This window comes from Kitasatospora sp. NPDC101447, from assembly GCF_044767225.1.
Lineage (GTDB): Bacteria > Actinomycetota > Actinomycetes > Streptomycetales > Streptomycetaceae > Kitasatospora.
Genome location: NZ_JBIWNL010000008.1, coordinates 198,484 through 215,139, shown reverse-complemented (window position 1 = coordinate 215,139; position 16,656 = coordinate 198,484). Strand labels below are relative to the sequence as shown.

Genomic DNA, 16,656 nt, shown 5'->3' with positions numbered 1-16,656 from the left:
GTCAGCCCGTCGGACCGGCGGTGTCCGGCGTGGTCCGGCGCGTGGCGCCACCGGCCCGGATCCGCTGACGCAGGAACAGGGCGGCACGGTCCAGTGCCTCGTCCGCCTCGTCGAGGACGCCGGCGAAGGCCTGGAACACGTGCGGCGCGTCGGCGGTGACGTCGAGGATGACGTCCACGCCCGCCGCACTCGCCCGCGCGGCCAGGCGGGTGGAGTCGTCCAGCAGCACCTCGTTGGTGCCGACCTGGATCAGCATCGGGGGCAGGCCGGTGAGGTCGGCGTGGACGGCCGGGCTCAGCAGGGGGTGGCGCGGGTCGGCTCCGGCGAGGTACATCGCCCCGGTGTGGCCGAGGGCCGCGCGGGTGAAGATCGGGTCGACGCCCTCCTTGGTCTCCATGCTCCCGCCGGTCCGGGTCGCGTCCGTGCCGGGGGAGAACGCCAGGATGGCGGCGGGCTGAGGGAGCCCCGCGTCCCGGGCGGCGAGGCAGGTGGTGACGGCGAGGCCGCCGCCGGCGGAGTCTCCCGCGAGGACGATGGCGGCGGGGTCCTCACCGCGGTCGAGGAGGGCGCGGTAGGCGCTCAGGGTGTCCTCGATCGCGGCGGGGAAGGGGTGTTCGGGGGCGAGCCGGTAGTCCAGCGAGTACGCTCCGAGGCCCGTCCTGGCCACGAGGTTCCCGGTGAGCGAGAGCGCGGTCTCGGGCGAGCCGAAGACCCAGCCGCCACCGTGGAAGTAGAGGATCGTCCCGGAGCCGGAGCCGGAGCCGGAGCCGGAGCCGGAGCCGGAGCCGGAGCCGGAGCCGGAGCCGGAGCCGGAGCCACCGTCCGGCCCGGGGCCCGTTCCCTCCGTCGGCTCGACGCGCAGTGCCGGCCGGTCGCCGAGCGTCGTCGGCGAGGTGCGGATGCGGTCGTGGGGCACGATCATCCGGGCCATCAGCTGCCGGAATCCGGCCCGGAGCTCCTCGACCGAGTGGGGGCCGTCCGGGCCCGGCTGCCTCAGGATCTCGTCGACCCGGATGCGTTGTTCCCTGCTCATGGGCACACTCCTGCCAGAAGTAGCTTCCTGTACACTATATGCCGTGGAATATACATCGAGCGGAGCAGCCGCGGCAGCGGGTTTCTCCGAGCTGTTCGCCGACCTGGTCCGGTGCGAGACGCGCCTCTACAACGCCCTCAGCGACCGCCTCCGCGCGCGGCACGGGATCGTCACCTCGCAGTACGAGTTCCTGGCCTACCTGCGGGACCACCCCGGGTGCCGGGTGGCGGACCTCGCCGCCGAGTTCGCCATCGGCGTCGGCGCGACCAGCAAGGGCATCGACCGCCTGGAGAAGCAGGGTTGGGCGGTCCGCCGGCCCAACCCGGCTGACCGCCGCTCCTCACTGCTGGCCCTGACCGAGGACGGCGCACGGCTCGTCGAGGAGGCGGACCGCACCTTCACGGACGGTCTGGCCGAACTGCTCGGAGGCGCCCTGGACGGCCCCGCGCTGACAGCCGTCGCACAGGCCTTCTCCACCCTGCGGACCGCCCTCGAACGCGACCAGATCGGCACCCCCGCCGGCTGACCCCCGTCAACTCAGCCCCGGGCCACCGCACCTCTCCCCGGGGGCGGTGGCAGGAGCAGCCGCGCGGACCGCCCCTCTCCCGTCAAGGTCTTGGGGTGGTCCGGCACGTCTTCAGTTGTCCCTGATCAGCTCAGGTGCGCTACCGCGTCGGCTCCTCACAGCCGAAGATCCGGCGGAACAGCTCCGGCTCGCTCAGGCCGATCAGGGGGTCATCAACTCCGGTCTCCTCGCGCCAGATGCGCCGCATCAGCTGCGATCGCTGGTCGTCGGCGAAACCAGGTTCGTCGCACCACGCCATCACGTCACGGTGTGCGGCTCGGCGCCCCGGTGAGACGGCCCGCACCGGCCAGGAGAACTGGCCGTCCAAGAGCCACCAGGTCGAGGCGCGGTCCCACCGGGCCCGCAGGTGCCGGATCACTGCGGTGCCCCGGGGTCGGCGGGGTACAGACGGACCACGGTCGGGGTCAGGTCGAGGAAGGCCAGGGCCCGCACCTCTCCGTGCGTTGCAAGCCGGTGCCCGATCGCCTGTACCGCCGGCGGCCCGAACAGCTCGGCGAAGTAGACCTGTTGGTCCGGGCTGAGCGGCAGCGCGCTCAAGGTCTTCAGGAGCGCGGCCATCGCCTCTGGCAGTCTGCTGAAGCGCGCGGGTGTCGTCACACCGCGGACTTCCGCGATCACCGGGAACGGGTACGGCACGTTCGACGTGGCCGTGTGCAAGGTGTCGGTCACGACTTCCCCTTCCTCGGGCTGCGGCGCTTGGCCGTGGGTCCGCCCGGCCTTCGCTCCACGACTTCCAGTTCCACGCGCACCCGCACCGAGGGCCGGCCGAACCGGGCCACCTCGCCGACAAGCGCCGACGCGCCCGCGGGCCCCGCGCCGCAGTCGAAGCACCGGGTCGCCGCCGACCCGGACGCCCTCGTGCTCACGCCACACCACCTCCCGGGCCCACCAGCGCCCAAACGATCTTCCCGATGCCTTCCGGACGAGGCATGAAGCCCCACTCCACGGACAGGGCCTCCACCAGGCACAGCCCCCGCCCCGACTCGGAATCCGCGCCCGTGGATGGCCGGATCGCGGGCTTCTCGCTGCTCGCGTCGTGCACCTCCAGGCGGAGGTGATCGCGCACCATCTCGAAGCGGATGCCGATTCGCCGCCCCCGCGGCACGCGGGCGTGCGTCACGGCGTTGGTCACCAACTCGTCGAGCACGACCTGGGCGTCATCCACGAGGGCGTCCCCACCGGGCACGCCGGCGAGGAAGGCGCGGAGGTGACTTCGAGCCGTTCCGGCGGACTTCCGGTGACGGGTGAGCCTTGCGTCGAATGCAGCTATCCCGGCGTCCGCCTCAGGCGACTCAGCGGTGACTTGGGGTTCTCCCAAGCTGAGCATGTGCACCACCCTCCCAGCGCCCAAAGGGAGCACGGAACCTGGACGTTCCGGCCCTTGACTCCAGGTTGCCGAGAGGGAGTGTGGACTTCGTACCCAAGCTGAATACCCACCGTGGGTAAACTCACAGGCAATCAACTTCCGTGCAGTGATCGATCATCGACAGCGGGGGCCGCGGTGACCGAGGCGCGCGTTCCGGACCGGCTTCCGCCTGGTCTGCTCTCCAGCCCGGAGATGATCGCCGCCTGTCGAAGACGAGACTTCGCCGCCATCTTCCGGTTGCTCAAGCTGGCCGGGATCTATCCCTCGCGCATCGCCCGCGCCTGTGACATGACGCCGAGCCGCGTCGGCGAGGTCATGGCGGGTAAGCCGAGGATCGAGAAGATCGACGTCATCGAGCGCATCGCGGACGGGCTGCACATCCCTGGCCACATGCTCGGATTGGCGTCTCGGGAATGGGAGCAGGAAGCGCCAGCCGCCCCGCAGGTCCGACCGCGATCGATCGAGCCGTCCATCGGTGGGCAGGGGCTCAGCGCACCGATCGACCCCGACTTCTTCGTGAGCCATCTGCGCAGCCTGATGCCCGGTCACTACAAGGCTGCGAATCTGCTCGGCTCCCGCCACGCACTCGACGCGGTGACCCGACACGTCCAGCTACTCGACCGCCTCCAGGTGAACGTCGGCGGCCGCGCCCGCGATGAACTCCTCACCATCGGCGCCCGTACCGCGGAGTTCCTCGGCTGGTTGAACCAGGATCTCGGGGACTTCGGCCAGGCACTCTACTGGTCGGACCGCGCCATGGAGTGGGCGCAGGAGACCGGGGACGACGTCATGGCCGCCTATGTGCTCTTCCGGAAGAGCAACCAGGCCACCGCTCAACGCAACACGCAGAAGGCCGTCAGTCTTGCCCGCGCTGCCCAGCGGTCGGCCGGCGCGACGCTTCGCATCCGTGCGCTCGCCGCACAGCAGGAAGCCCAGGGCCACGCCCTCATCGGCAACCTGCGCTTCGCCCAGGCGAAGTTCGACGAGGCCCACGAACTCGCAGCCGAATCCGACGACTCACATGCGGACGACGCCCTTGATCTGGCGTACTGCACCCCGACCTACATCGAGATGCAGCGCGCGAACTGCCTGATCGAACTCGGCGATCCGCGAACGGCCGTGGGCATGTTCGAGGCCGAGCTTCAAAGCCTGCCGCCGATCTACCGCAACGACCAGGGCGTGTACCTCTCACGGCTGGCACGCGCCTATGCGGTGTCCGGCGAGCCGGAGCAGGCCGCCGCGGCGGCGGACCGTGCGCTGTCGATCGCCATCGACACCGAGTCCGCCCGGGCTATGGCGGAGCTGTTCGCTGCCGACAAGGCTCTTCAGCAGTGGAGCACCGTGACCGAAGTCGCCACCTTCACCGGCCGCTTGAAGCTGATGAGCGGCACCGCTGCCTCTCGACCTGCAACAAGCTGATGAGAGAGGGTGGGGCCATGGACGCACTGATCACGGCCGCCACCTCCGCAGACGAACGCCGGCGCGGCGCCAAGGTCGCTGTGCTGCCGGTCGGCAGCTTCGAGCAGCACGGCGACCACCTGCCGCTCACCACGGACACCGTCGTCGCCAGTCTCATCGCCCAGCGGATAGCCGCCGACTACAACCTGTTCCTCCTGCCGCCCATCACGGTGTCCTGTTCCCACGAGCACGCCCACATGCCGGGCACCGTCAGCATCAGCGCCGCCACCCTCTACGCCGTCGTCAACGACATCCGGAAGTCGCTCCAGGCGTCCGGCGTTCCCGGCCTGCTCATCGTGAACGGCCACGGCGGCAACTACGTCCTCTCGAACGTCGTCCAGGAGGCGAACACCTCCGGCCCGCGCGTCGCCCTCTTCCCCGCCCGCGAAGACTGGCACCAGGCCCGTGAAGCAGCCGGGCTGGACAGCAGCAGCGCCGAGGACATGCACGGCGGCGAACTGGAGGTGTCGCTCCTCCTCCACGGCACCCCGGAGCTCATCCGCGAGGGCATCGCGCAAGCCGACCACTCCGCCCCGGAGCGCCCGCACCTGCTCACGCTCGGCATGGCCGGCTACACGACAAACGGCATCATCGGACAGCCGTCGCTCGGAACAGCGGCGAAGGGCAAAGCCCTCCTCGACAGCCTGTCCCGGTCAGCCGCTGCCCACCTCTCTCTCATCGCGGGCAGCTGAGCAAGCACTTCGGGCCCTGCCCCGACAGGGGAAGGGCCCGAAGGACCAGAGGGTGGAGCCGGAGGCCGCCGGGCGCTTCGGGGCCTCGCCGTCACCGCCGTGCTGGTGGGCCGACTCGGAGGCGAAGCGCTTCTCCAGCACCTCGCGGTGCTCGGCGGGAGCGGTCGGTATATTGATCTTGACTACGCTCATGGGTCCGTCCTGCCTCAACTGACAGGACGGACAACGGACCGGCGCCTCAGAGGTAGATCAGCGAACCTGTTGCGGGCACAGTCCCTGCCCCCCGGGGGCAGGCGTCAGGGTGCCTCGCCGGAGGGCGTCAGCAGCACGCACTGGTCGAAGTTCATGCAGCCGCAGGCCATGCAGTCCGCGACGGCCCGGCGCAGCGCCTGGGTCTGGGCGATGTGCTCGTCGAGTTCGGGGAGTTTGCGGGCGGCCAGCTCGCGCCACTGGCGGGTGGCCCCGGGTGAGGTGTCGTCGTTCAGGAGGGCGGCGATCTCGGCGAGGGTGAAGCCGGCCCGCTGCGCCATCCGGATCAGCGCGACCCGCCGGACCGCACCGGCCGGCCAGACCCGGCGCCCTGCCTCGCGCCGGGCGCCCGGCAGCAGTCCGCGCTCCTCCCAGTAGCGCAGCGCGGACGCCCGGACCCCGACGGTCCGTGACAGCTCGCCAATTCCCAGGTACCGCACGCCCACGCCCCCGACGGGTTGACTTCACGCGCGCTTGAAGCACGACCGTGACGTGCATGTTCTCATCTCTGGGGCACGTGCTGCCCGGGGCCTACCGCCCGTTGTTCGCCGTCCGCCCCTTCCGCCGCCTGCTGCCGGTCTTCGCCCTGTCGGACCTGGGGGACGGCATGAGCACCGTCGCCGTCGCCTGGCTGGCGCTCTCGCTGGCCCCGCGCGGTGGTCAGGGCGCGCTGGTCGGGATCTGTGTGGCCGCGTACACCCTGCCGGGCGCGCTCGGCGCGCTGGTGCTGGGCCGCCGGCTGCGGCGGCTGTCGGCGCAGCGGCTGCTCGTCGCCGACGCCGTCCTGCGGGCCCTGCTGCTGGGCGCGGTCCCGGTCGGGTACCTGACCGGTGTGCTCGGCCCGGTCGGCTACGTCGTCCTGCTGGGCGCGTCCTCGTTCCTCCACGCCTGGGGCAAGGCCGGCAAGTACGCGCTGTTCGCGCCGTTGCTGGACGACGGTCTGCGGTTGGCCGCGAACAGCGTGCTGAGCACCAGCCTGTCGAGCGCGACCGTGCTCGGCCCGGTGCTGGCAGGCCTGTTGGCGGGCGTGGTGTCGCCGGCGTGGATCATCGGCCTGGACGCGGTCACCTTCGCCGTGCTCGCGGTGCAGGTCGGCCGGATCGCCCTGCCGGCGGCACCGGCCGGGCCGCCCGGCACCGGTGGGGCGCGGCAGGGGCTGGGGGTGTTCCGGCGCCACCCGGAACTGCTCGGACTGCTGGTGCTGACGTGGCTGTTCAACCTCGCCTACGGGCCGGTCGAGGTCGCCCTGCCGCTGTTCGTCGCGCACTCCCTGGACGACGGCGCGGGCCTGCTCGGCGCCTACTGGGCCGCGTTCGGCGCCGGAGCCGTCGTCGGGGCGCTGGGTGCCGGAGCCGCCGGGCGACTGCCGCTGTGGCCGACCATGCTCGCCATCGTCGCCGGCCACGGCATCGGCCTGCTGCCGTTCGCGGTCGCCCACACCGCCGTCCCGTCACTGATCGGCTTCGCCGCGGCCGGCGTCGTCTACGGACCGTACTCCGCGCTGTCGCTGGCGCTGCTCCAGGAGAGGGCGCCGAGCGGATCGCTCACCACCGTGCTCGCCGCCCGCAGTGCGGTGCTCATCACGGCCTCGCCGCTGGGGGCCGCGCTCGGCGGGCTGCTCCTGAACCGTGTGGCGGCGCCGGTCCTGCTGGTCGGCTGTGGCCTCGCCATGATCCTCACGGCCGCCCTCGCCGCCTCGCTCCGCGGCTGGCACGCCGTGCGACGGCGGCGTCGGCGGGCGAGCGCGCCCGCGGTCCCGGCCGTGCGTACGGCCGCCGGCGTCACGTCCGACAGCCGATCCGTCGCTCCGTCCGGCGTCTCGTCCGAAGGCCCCTCCAGCGCCGGATCCGACGCCCCGTCCGGCGTCTGATCCGACGCCGCCGACCGGAAGCGGACGGTGCCGCCGACCGGGAGCGGACGCGGCCGCCCGCTCCCGGCTGGCCGCCGTCGGGGTGACTGTCCGACGGGGCATGACAGGTTCGCGACGGCCGGACACCTAGCGTGATGCCATGACTGCAGATCGTCCTCCCGGCGCCGCCGTGCTCCCACGGTTCCTCCGACACCCCAGCCCGGCACCCCTGTTCGTGCTGGCCCTCGCCCTGCTCACCCTCGTCGCGACCATCACCCCCGCGGCGGCCGCGCGCCGGGCGGGCGGCCTGGTCGGGGTGAACCTCGTCAACAGCAGCGACCGCGACCTGACCTTCGTCAACCTCCAGATCACCGACGGGTGCGCCAACACGAACCCGCCGGCCCGGCTCGCCGCTCTCGGCGGCACCGGACAGTTCAACGTGGGCGTGTGCAGGGGCTCCGCCGGCGCGTCGGGGACCGTCACCTACCAGGTGGCCGGCGAAAGCCAGGGCACCGTGGTCACGCTCGGCTGGAACGTCCCGGCCCCGCTCGACGAGCCGAACACCTTCACCGAGACCGCGCCCACCGGCTACGTGGTGAGCCACACCGGGGGCACCGACCCCTTCACCCCCGTCACCTTCACCGTCGACTGCAACTCCACCACCTGCGACGGGATCCCGGACGACTGGAAGCGCAACGGCGTCACGATCCAGCCCAGCGACGGCAGCCCCGCGCAGTTCATCGACCTCAAGGCGATGGGCGCGGACGTCAACAAGCCGGACATCTTCGTCCAGGTCGACTGGATGGCGGACGACACCCACAGCCACGCGCTCACCAGCGACGCGATCAGGAAGGTGGTCGACGCCTTCAAGAACTCCCCGTACAACCGGCACAGCCCGACCACGGGGATCAACCTGCACGTCGACGAGGGCCCGGACAGCATCCTCGACTTCTCGAAGAACACCACCTGGGGGACGCTCAGCAAGGCGAAGAAGCAGACCGAGGCGGCCAACCTCGGGACGGTGGACGCCAACGGGCGCTACCTCTGGGACGACTTCAACAAGATCAAGACGGCCAAGGGCGGCTTCATCAGCACCGGCCGGAGCTCGATCTTCCACTACGCGATCTCGGCCCACAACCTGCAGCCCGGCGTGACCTACAGCGGCATCGCCGCCGGGGCCCCGAGCAGCGACTTCATCGTCACCCTGGGCAGCTTCGCCAACCAGGTCGGCGACCTCGACCAGCAGGCCGGCACCCTGATGCACGAGCTGGGGCACAATCTGGGCCTGAAGCACGCCGGGAACGCCGACACGCCCAACCACCAGCCGCAGTACTTCAGCGTGATGAACTACTCCTACCAGCTCGGCGGCCTGTCGATCGGCACGACCACAGGGATCATGGACTACTCCCGGCAGGTGGGCACGCTGAACGAGCCCACGCTGAACGAGCGCCAGTTCCCGCCCAGCACCTCGGGCTACGACGTCGCGCACTGGTGCCCGAACACCAAGCAGGGCTCGCGGTTCGTCACCGTCCAGTCCGGCGCCGGCCAGGTCGACTGGAACTGCGACGGCATGATCAGCCAGAACACCGTCGCGTTCGACACCAACAACGACACGGTGCAGACCCTGCTGCCCGGCCACGACGACTGGGGCAGCATCCAGCTGCGCGGCGGCTCGATCGCCCACTCCGGCGCGAACGGCGTCCCGGCGCCGACCGAGGAGAACGAGATGACGATGGATGACGCCGTCATGGAGCTGCCCCTCGACACGCTCCCGCCGGTCACCACGGCACGCACCCACCCGCACCCCGACCGGCACGGCGTCTTCCACTCGGACGTCACCGTGACCCTCGACGCCACCGACGACATCAGCGGTGTCGCGATGACCGACTACCGGGTCGACGGCGGCGCGTGGACGCCCTACACCGGGCCGTTCACGGTGAGCGGCAACGGCCGGCACCAGGTCGAGTACCGCTCGGTCGACCACGCTCAGAACGTGGAAGAGGTGAACTGCCTGGAGTTCCGGATCGACCTCGACCCGCACTCCCCGGAGCCCTGGCACGAGACCCAGGAGGGCTGACCGGCCAGGCGCGTGCTGCGCCGCCACCCGGGCCCGGGCCACCACACGGTGGCCCGGGCCCGTGCCGTACCCGGTCGGCGCAACCGGGCTGAGCGTCGGCACTTCGGCCACTCGCGCGGCGAGGATTGGTCCGATGGCCTGTCAGGGACGCGTCGGCCGTGGCCGGACGGCGTGCCGGAGCGGTTGCCGTGCGACGGGGTGGTACAGGTTGGGGCCGGGTCACAGTATGTGACCTTCAGATACTCAGAGTGTCATCTTCTCTGGAAGGAGACTCATGTCCCTGCACCGGCTCCGCCCGGGCCGCGCCTTCGGGCTCGCGCTGGCACTGGCCGCCCTCACCCTCTCCGGCACGGGCACCGCCAGCGCTGTCGCACCGCACAACGGTGCGAACGACACGACCAAGTTCCGCCTGTTCCCCAACGCCACGTTCCTGCCGTGCCTGGCCGGCAACGGCGGCACTCCGCGCGTCGAGGCCGAGGTCCGCCGCGGCGAACTGAACGACACCATGGACATCCAGCTGCACGGCTTCAAGCCCGACCTCGACTTCGACCTGTTCACGGTCCAGCGCAGCAACCAGCTGGCGGACGGGAGCCCGGACCCCTCGTTCACCGGCAGCTTCGGCCTGGCCTGGTACCAGTCCGACCTCCACACCGACCACCACGGGGACGGCCGGGCCCGGATCCGCACCATCCTGCTCGACCAGATCTTCGGCTTCGACCCGGACGTCGCCCTGCCGCCCACCAACACCTTCCACGTCGGGTTCTGGTTCAACAGCCCCGCCGACGCGGCGCCCTGCGGCTTCACCGGCAGCACGCCGTTCAACGGCGAGCACAACGCCGGGCCGCTCGCCTTCATCACCCGCCCCGACGCCGTCACGGGCCTCGGCCCCCTGTGCACCGAGCCCAACACCTCGACCACCCCCGCCACCTGCAACCCCTGACCCCTCCCACGAGGTCCTCGCCCGCCCGTCCGGACGCCTTGTCGACTGTGTCCCGGCAAGCACGGCGAGCACGGCGACCAGGAGTCGGACCGGTCGGCGGCCCGTCCCGCCGCCCGCCGGTCCGGCTCCTCGGCGCGCCCCGCCCGGGTCCGCCGGCGCCCCGGCGGGCGGCGGGGCAGGGCGGAGTGCGGAGCGCCATGCTCCGGATGGCATGTCCGCGGCCGTAAAATCCCAGGTCAAAGCCTTGTTCGCAACGGGTTCGCCGGTCTAGCATTCCCGGCACGGCGGCCCCCACCGCAGTCGGGGCCGCCGTCCAACCACGCCTCCCGCCGCCGCGGCCGGCCTCCCGTGGCCGAGCTGCCGCGTGGCCGGCCCCTGACGGATCCGGACCGAGCAGCTGCCCGATGGCCGCAGCGAGCGGAACTCGATGGTCCTTCCGATTCCTCAGGCCCGGCCGGGGTGATGGCGGATCAGCGGGCGGGCGGACGGGGCGTCGGGGGGCGTCAGCGGGCGAGGAGCCAGCCGGCCGAGACGAGGTGGATCAGGGCCAGGACGATGCAGGTGGCGACCATCGGCCGGTTGCCCCGTCGGGCGCCGAGCACCGCGTCGCCCACCTGGGCCAGCCCCGACACCACCAGCACCGGGGGCAGCGCCGTTGCGGGACCTGCCGCCAGCGCGACCAGGGTGACCAGGCTCAGCGGCAGTGCCCGGGCGGCGTAGGCGCCGAGGAAGAACGTCCCGCCGGGGCCGAGCTGTTCGCCTTCGGCCAGTGCGAGGGACGGCCGGGCCAGGCCGACCAGGGACGAGACCCCCGACAGCAGGGCGACGGCGGCGTTGAGGCTCGCCAGCACGATCTGCATGTTCTTCTCTCCTCGAATCATTCGAGCCGTGAATCATTATGGCGATTGTATGCTTCGAGGCATGGATGAAGTCAAGGGTGGTCGGCCGGCCGGCGTCGAGGGCGCAGGCATCCCCGGCACCGTGGTGTTCAAGCTCGGCACGCTCGGGACGGTCGCCGCCGACCGCTTCGCCGCCGCGGTCGAGCCACTGGGCCTCAAACCCAAGCACGTCGGCCTGATGGTCGCCCTCGCTCACGCGACGTCAGCGTCGCAACAGGACCTGGCCGCCCGACTCGGAGTGGTGCCCAGCCTGGTCGTCTCGCTGGCCGACCACCTCGAACGCCTGGGCGCCGTCGAACGGGTCCGCGACCCCGCCGACCGCCGCCGCCAGATCCTCACCCTCACCGACGAGGGCCGCGAACTCCTCGCCCGGTGCACCGCCACCGCACAGACCCTCGACCGGCAGTTCACCGCCGCCCTGACACCGGCCCAGCTCACCGCCCTGCAGCAGGCCCTCGCCGTCCTCGCAGCCGAGGCAGGTCTGCCGACGGAGTGAGACGGAATCGCCTGACCAGCCCTGCACCGTCGCGAGGGGAGTCCACGGAGGCCGAGGGGACGAAGGCGGCGGCGGAATCGGGGTGTCATGCGGCACCGTAGTGCCGCCTCCCGACAGTCGGCACCGCGCGCAGGGCGGCGCCGGCCGCTGCTCCGCGCCGCCCGGCCCCGGGGGGGCGGACGGCGCGGCGCAGGCGTGAGCCCTCCGCGCGCTACCGGAGTGCGAGCATGGCTGCGGTGACGTCGCCGACCGCGGTCTCGGGGAGCGCGGTGGCGGCCTCGTCGAGGACGAGCAGCCGTGCCCCGGGGATCGCGCGGGCGATCGCCTCGCCGTTGCCGACCGGGAAGAACCGGTTGCGCCGGCCGTGGACGACGAGCGTGGGGACGCCGATCCCGGGCAGGCGTTCGCGCCAGCGGGGTGTGCAGTCGAGGCCGGAGAACACCAGGCCCAGCTGGTTGGCCAGTTGGACCGGGGGCGTGGTGCCGGGGGTACGGTCCCAGATGCGCGCGGCGGTGGCGCGAGCGGCCTCGGGATCGTCGCCGAGGATCTCCGCGCCGGCCGCGGCGAACGCGGCGACCGCTTCGCGGTCGGTCCAGTCCGGCATCGGACGCGCGAACAGCCGGCTCATCACCGCCCGGTCGTGGTCGGGGAGGTCGTCGTCGGGCGGGCCGGGGGCGACCGGGCGGGTGCCGACCAGGGTCAGTGCGCGGAACGCGTCCGGATGGTCGAGCGCGGCCACCTGGGCGACCATGCCGCCGACGCCGATCCCCGCGAGGTGCGCGGGCGCCCCGCCGAGCGCGTCGGCGAGGGCCGCGGCGTCGGCGGCGAGATCGCGCAGGGTGTAGGCGGGCGACTGCGGATCCTCCGTCGTGGACTGCCCGCTGTCACGCAGGTCGTAGCGCACCACACGGTGTCCGCCGGCGGCGAGGCGCTCGCAGAGCGCGTCGGGCCAGGAGAGCATCGTCGGCCCGCCCGCGAGCAGGACCAGTGGTGCGTCCCGGTCACCGAACGACTCGATGCCCAGGGTGACCCCGCGGGTGTTGACGGTGGTCATCGGGATCACCGGCTTCCGTCGTGCCCGAGGCCGCGGTCGGGTGCGTTCATGTCGCCGGTGCGGGGGGTGCCGTCGGCGCGTCCGTAGCGCAGGTACAGGGTGCCCTGGGGGCCGGCTGTCGGGGGCTCAACGAGTGTGAGGTTGGTGGGCACCGCGCCGCCGTCGAACACCTTCTTCCCGACGCCGAGCACGATCGGGTGTACCCAGAGGTCGATGCGGTCGAAGAGCTTCTCGCGCAGGAGGGTCTGGACGAGGTCGAGGCTTCCGACGACCTTCACGTGCTCGTGCCGGTCCCGGATCCCGCGCACCGCGGCGGGCAGGTCCGGACCGAGGAGGGTGGAGCCGGCCCACGGGAGGTCGGGCGTGCCGCGGGAGGCCACGTACTTCGGCACGCGGTTGAACAGTTCGGCGATCTCGCCGTCCTTCTGGTGCGGCCAGTGCGCGGCGAAGATGTCGTACGTCCGCCGCCCGAGCAGCAGGGCGTCCGTGCCCTCGTACGCGGCGAGGATCTGCGCCCCGGTGACCTCGTTCAGCAGGGGCACCTGCCAGCCGCCGAAGGGGAACCCCACCGGGTCCTCGTCGGGGCCGCCGGGTGCCTGCCCGACGAGGTCGAGGGTGGTGAACAGTTCGATGTGGATCAGGCCCATGTCTGTACTCCCGATGAGTGGGTCGTTCCGGTCGGGATGTAGACCGGCCCGGGCGGCGAAACTCATCGCTGCTCCGGGATCCGATTTCCGCACCTGCCCACCACGGCCCCCGGGGCGGCCTCGACCGGGCACCCGCGGACCGCCGGGCCAAGCGGATCGCCGGGCCAAGCGGACCGCTGGGCCAAGCGGATCGCCGTGCCCGCTACTCCGCGGGTCAGCCGGACGTGGGTCGCAGGTTGTCGACGATCAGGCCGAGGGCGAAGTCGAAGCGGTCGTGTCCGGTGCCGGAGATCAGCTCGGCGGCGTGGCGTCGGGTCTGCGGGAACTCCTCGGCGGGCAGGGCGGTGAAGCGGTCCAGCAACTCCTCGTGGCTGAGCACCCATTCCTGGTGCTGCTGCCGGCGCCGGTGCCGCACCAGCGACTGCTCCAGCGCGTAGGCGCTGACGTAGAGGGACAGTGCGTCGCGGGCCCATCCGGCGGTCCTCGGTTCGATGCCGCCCGTGAGCAGGATCGCCAGGATTCCTTCGCCGACCCGCAGCGTTTCCAGGTTGGTCGGCACCGAGGCCAGCGCGGCGCGGGAGATCCCGGGGTACTCCAGGTACAGGTCGCGGATCTGTGCGTACACCCCGAGCAGCTGCTCGCGCCAGGCGGCCGGGTCGGGTGCGGGGAGCACGACCCGGGAGTAGAGCCTGCCGATCAGCAGGTCGTCGATGTCGTCCTTGTTGACGATGTGCGCGTACAGCGACGACGGACCGGTGCCGAGCACGGCGGCGACCCGGCGGATGGTCAGCGCGTCGTACCCCTCGGTGGCGACGACCTCCAGGGCGGCGTCGGTGATCCGTTCGACGGTGATCGGCTTCCTGCGGGGTGCCGACGCGGGCTCCGCTGCGGGTCGGGCGTGGCGAGCCGCGCGGCTCTGGCGGGGATCGGGGGACATGCCGACCACTATACCTTGACGCGAACTAAGTTCGTTGATTAGAACTTAGAACGTCAAGACGAACTAAGTTCGTCGCGATGTCCCGGAGGTACACGATGTCCCGGAAGTGCACGATGTCCCGGAGGTGTGTGATGCGAGTTTCCGTTGTCGGAGCCGGTCTGGGAGGCCTGGCGCTCGCGCAGGGTCTGCGCGGAGCCGGGATCGAGGCCGAGGTGTTCGAGCGCGACCCAGGGATCGTCGCGCGGTTCCAGGGCTACCGGCTCGTGCTGGACCCGATCGGCTTCCAGGCGGTGCGCGACTGCCTGCCGGCGCGCTGGCACGCGCTGCTGGACGAGATCGTCACGGACGCCTCCGCCGAGCAGCTGGTCCTGGACCCGCAGTTGAACGAGATCGGCAGGATCGGCGCCGGCCGGACCGGCATCGTGGTCGACCGGCAGGTGCTGCGGCACCTGTTGCTGACCGGCCTCACCGTGCACACCGATGCCGCGCTGACCGGCTACGACCTGGCGGCCGACGGCACGGTCCGGGCCCGGTTCGCCCGCCGCGACCCGGCCACCGCCGACCTGCTCGTCGGCGCCGACGGCGTCACCTCCGCGGTCCGCGGGGTGCTGTCGCCGCAGACCACCCCGACCGACACCGGCGTCCGGTTCGTCATCGGCCGCACCCCGCTGACCGACGAGTTCGCCGACCTGTCCAGGGCCTACGGCTCGAAGATCACGGGCGACGGCGTCAGCCTGCTGCTCGGCGCGATGCGCTTCCGCACCCCGCCGAAGCAGGCCGCCGAGCACCTGGCCCCCGACGTCACGCTGCCCGACATCGGCGACTACGTGCGCTGGGCCATGATCCTGCCGCCGAACGGCTCGCTCGGCGGCCTGACCGCGCAGGACGCCGTGCTGGCCAGGACGGAGGGCTGGCACCCGCAGCTGCGCGCGCTGATCGAGCAGGCCGACCCGGACAACAGCACGCTGCTGTCCATCCGGGTGGTCAAGCCCGGTGAGCGCTGGGCGTCCGGCCCGGTCACGCTGCTCGGCGACGCGATCCACGCCACCTCCCCGACCGGCGGCAACGGCGCGAACACTGCGCTGCGCGACGCCGACCTGCTGCGCCGCCGCCTGATCGAGGCCGACGAAGGCCGCCGGGACCTGCTCGACGCGGTCGGCGACTACGAGCGGCAGATGTTCGAGTACGGCGCCGAGGCCGTGCGCAGCAGTCTTGCCAAGCTGCCCGCCTTCGCCCCGGAGGCGAAGCTGTCCTGAAGCGGAGCCGTCCTGAAGCGGAGCCGTCCTGAAGTGGAGCCGTCCTGAAGTGGAGCCGCCTTGAGGAGCGGGGCGGTGCGGGCGGTGCGGACGGGGCTGCCCCGGGGTGGTGATGGCATGATCGCAGCCGTTGTGCGGGCGCCGCCCCTTCCCGGTGCGGCCGGGGTCTTCGGCGGGAGAGTTGCATGAGTGCTGCGCGGGTTGCTGTCGTCACCAGTGGGGTCGGCCTCGAATACGACGTGGACCTCCCGCTGATCGTGGACGCGCTGCGCTCCGGCGGGCTGTCGGCGGAGCCGGTGGTGTGGGACGCGGACGTGAACGCGGACCCCGGGGCCTGGGGCCGGTTCGACCTGGCGGTCATCCGATCGACCTGGGACTACGTGGAACGGCTCGACGAGTTCCTGGCCTGGGCGGACACCACGGCGGGCGCCACCCGGCTGTGGAACCCCGCGCCCGTGGTCCGCTGGAACAGCGACAAGCACTACCTGGGGGAGCTCGCCCGGAGCGGGGTCGCCGTCGTGCCGACCCGGTTCCTCGACCCCGGAAGCGCCTGCACCCCGGCGGACTTCGGCGGGGCGGACGGTGTGGTGGTCAAGCCGGCGGTCTCCGCGGGCGCCGTGGACACCGCGCGCTACGAGCCCGGCCGGCACGCGGAAGCCGCCCGTCATGCCCGGATGCTGCTGGAGCAGGGCCGCAGCGTGATGGTCCAGCCGTACCTGCCCCGGGTGGCGGAGGGAGAACGCGCGCTGATCTTCATCGGCGGTGCCTTCAGCCACGCGATCCGCAAGGACCCCCTGCTGACGGAGCCCGGTGTGATCGACAACGACCGGGTGCCGCACCTCGGCGTCGCACCGTACCGGCCGACCGAGGCCGAACTCCGCACCGCGTCGGCGGCGTTGGCCGCGGTCCCGTCACCCGACGCGCTGCTGTTCGCCAGGGTGGACCTGGTGCTGGACAACGCCGGGGAACCGGTCGTCCTGGAACTGGAACTCATCGAACCGAACCTGTTCCTCCAGGCCGGCGTGGAAGGTTTGGGCCGCCTCACCGAAGCCGTGGCAGCGCGGGCCGGCGGACAGCGGCGGCAGGGCGGGGCGGGGTGAGGCACCGGACCCACCGG

Annotated in this window: 19 protein-coding genes; 9 read left to right on the top strand and 10 right to left on the bottom strand. The window is 72.0% G+C overall.

The window, feature by feature from the left end:
* Window position 1 precedes the first annotated feature (1 nt).
* Window positions 2-1,033, bottom strand: a complete 1,032-nt coding sequence (locus tag ACIRST_RS15090) for an alpha/beta hydrolase (protein WP_402802656.1) — start codon at window positions 1,031-1,033, stop codon at window positions 2-4.
* Window positions 1,034-1,076: 43 nt separating this feature from the next.
* On the opposite strand from ACIRST_RS15090, the gene ACIRST_RS15085 reads away from it, so the two are divergent.
* Window positions 1,077-1,559: a MarR family winged helix-turn-helix transcriptional regulator gene (locus tag ACIRST_RS15085; RefSeq protein ID WP_402802655.1), complete on the top strand. Its 483-nt coding sequence runs from the start codon at window positions 1,077-1,079 to the stop codon at window positions 1,557-1,559.
* Window positions 1,560-1,698: 139 nt separating this feature from the next.
* On the opposite strand, the gene ACIRST_RS15080 is transcribed toward ACIRST_RS15085, so the two are convergent.
* The 3 genes from ACIRST_RS15080 to ACIRST_RS15070 all read right to left on the bottom strand — a co-directional run bounded on the left by ACIRST_RS15080 (window position 1,699) and on the right by ACIRST_RS15070 (window position 2,946).
* Window positions 1,699-1,857, bottom strand: a complete 159-nt coding sequence (locus tag ACIRST_RS15080) for a hypothetical protein (protein ID WP_402802654.1) — start codon at window positions 1,855-1,857, stop codon at window positions 1,699-1,701.
* 116 nt (window positions 1,858-1,973) lie between these two features.
* The gene (locus ACIRST_RS15075) at window positions 1,974-2,288 is read right to left on the bottom strand and encodes a hypothetical protein (protein WP_402802653.1); all 315 of its coding nucleotides are present in this window, start codon (window positions 2,286-2,288) and stop codon (window positions 1,974-1,976) included.
* Between the two features lie 193 nt (window positions 2,289-2,481).
* On the bottom strand, window positions 2,482-2,946 hold the full coding sequence (locus tag ACIRST_RS15070) for an ATP-binding protein (protein WP_402802652.1): 465 nt from the start codon (window positions 2,944-2,946) through the stop codon (window positions 2,482-2,484).
* 174 nt (window positions 2,947-3,120) lie between these two features.
* Between ACIRST_RS15070 and ACIRST_RS15065 the strand changes: the two genes are divergently transcribed.
* Together ACIRST_RS15065 and ACIRST_RS15060 are read left to right on the top strand one after the other, a co-directional pair.
* Window positions 3,121-4,404, top strand: coding sequence for a tetratricopeptide repeat protein (locus tag ACIRST_RS15065; RefSeq protein ID WP_402802651.1), 1,284 nt, complete (start codon window positions 3,121-3,123; stop codon window positions 4,402-4,404).
* A gap of 17 nt (window positions 4,405-4,421) precedes the next feature.
* A complete protein-coding gene (locus tag ACIRST_RS15060) occupies window positions 4,422-5,135 on the top strand; it encodes a creatininase family protein (protein WP_402802650.1) in 714 nt (237 codons plus the stop codon).
* On the opposite strand, the gene ACIRST_RS15055 is transcribed toward ACIRST_RS15060, so the two are convergent.
* Both ACIRST_RS15055 and ACIRST_RS15050 read right to left on the bottom strand, forming a co-directional pair.
* Window positions 5,097-5,327 (bottom strand): hypothetical protein, encoded by a 231-nt coding sequence (locus ACIRST_RS15055; protein WP_402802649.1) that lies wholly within the window; start codon window positions 5,325-5,327, stop codon window positions 5,097-5,099. The two genes, ACIRST_RS15060 and ACIRST_RS15055, sit on opposite strands and share 39 nt — an antisense overlap.
* A 104-nt stretch (window positions 5,328-5,431) precedes the next feature.
* Window positions 5,432-5,824, bottom strand: a complete 393-nt coding sequence (locus ACIRST_RS15050) for a MerR family DNA-binding protein (protein WP_350524088.1) — start codon at window positions 5,822-5,824, stop codon at window positions 5,432-5,434.
* A 56-nt stretch (window positions 5,825-5,880) separates the two neighbouring features.
* Here ACIRST_RS15050 and ACIRST_RS15045 point away from each other — a divergent pair, with 56 nt between their 5' ends.
* The 3 genes from ACIRST_RS15045 (at window position 5,881) to ACIRST_RS15035 (ending at window position 10,250) form a co-directional block, all read left to right on the top strand.
* Window positions 5,881-7,254 (top strand): MFS transporter, encoded by a 1,374-nt coding sequence (locus ACIRST_RS15045; protein WP_402802647.1) that lies wholly within the window; start codon window positions 5,881-5,883, stop codon window positions 7,252-7,254.
* Between the two features lie 139 nt (window positions 7,255-7,393).
* A complete protein-coding gene (locus ACIRST_RS15040; RefSeq protein WP_402802645.1) occupies window positions 7,394-9,310 on the top strand; it encodes an OmpL47-type beta-barrel domain-containing protein in 1,917 nt (638 codons plus the stop codon).
* Between the two features lie 274 nt (window positions 9,311-9,584).
* A complete protein-coding gene (locus ACIRST_RS15035; RefSeq protein ID WP_402802644.1) occupies window positions 9,585-10,250 on the top strand; it encodes a hypothetical protein in 666 nt (221 codons plus the stop codon).
* Window positions 10,251-10,753: 503 nt separating this feature from the next.
* On the opposite strand, the gene ACIRST_RS15030 is transcribed toward ACIRST_RS15035, so the two are convergent.
* Window positions 10,754-11,110, bottom strand: coding sequence for a hypothetical protein (locus tag ACIRST_RS15030; RefSeq protein ID WP_402802642.1), 357 nt, complete (start codon window positions 11,108-11,110; stop codon window positions 10,754-10,756).
* 61 nt (window positions 11,111-11,171) lie between these two features.
* On the opposite strand from ACIRST_RS15030, the gene ACIRST_RS15025 reads away from it, so the two are divergent.
* Window positions 11,172-11,645: a MarR family winged helix-turn-helix transcriptional regulator gene (locus ACIRST_RS15025; protein ID WP_402802641.1), complete on the top strand. Its 474-nt coding sequence runs from the start codon at window positions 11,172-11,174 to the stop codon at window positions 11,643-11,645.
* Window positions 11,646-11,856: 211 nt separating this feature from the next.
* Here the strand turns inward: ACIRST_RS15025 and ACIRST_RS15020 are convergent, their stop codons facing one another.
* The 3 genes from ACIRST_RS15020 to ACIRST_RS15010 form a co-directional block, all read right to left on the bottom strand.
* Complete coding sequence (locus ACIRST_RS15020) at window positions 11,857-12,699, bottom strand: alpha/beta fold hydrolase (protein WP_402802640.1); 843 nt, start codon at window positions 12,697-12,699, stop codon at window positions 11,857-11,859.
* Between the two features lie 5 nt (window positions 12,700-12,704).
* Window positions 12,705-13,346, bottom strand: a complete 642-nt coding sequence (locus ACIRST_RS15015; RefSeq protein WP_402802638.1) for a dihydrofolate reductase family protein — start codon at window positions 13,344-13,346, stop codon at window positions 12,705-12,707.
* Between the two features lie 214 nt (window positions 13,347-13,560).
* Window positions 13,561-14,283: a TetR/AcrR family transcriptional regulator gene (locus ACIRST_RS15010; protein ID WP_402802637.1), complete on the bottom strand. Its 723-nt coding sequence runs from the start codon at window positions 14,281-14,283 to the stop codon at window positions 13,561-13,563.
* A gap of 131 nt (window positions 14,284-14,414) precedes the next feature.
* Between ACIRST_RS15010 and ACIRST_RS15005 the strand changes: the two genes are divergently transcribed.
* On the top strand, window positions 14,415-15,539 hold the full coding sequence (locus ACIRST_RS15005; protein WP_402802636.1) for an FAD-dependent oxidoreductase: 1,125 nt from the start codon (window positions 14,415-14,417) through the stop codon (window positions 15,537-15,539).
* 185 nt (window positions 15,540-15,724) lie between these two features.
* Complete coding sequence (locus ACIRST_RS15000) at window positions 15,725-16,639, top strand: RimK family alpha-L-glutamate ligase (protein ID WP_402802634.1); 915 nt, start codon at window positions 15,725-15,727, stop codon at window positions 16,637-16,639.
* Window positions 16,640-16,656 lie beyond the last annotated feature (17 nt).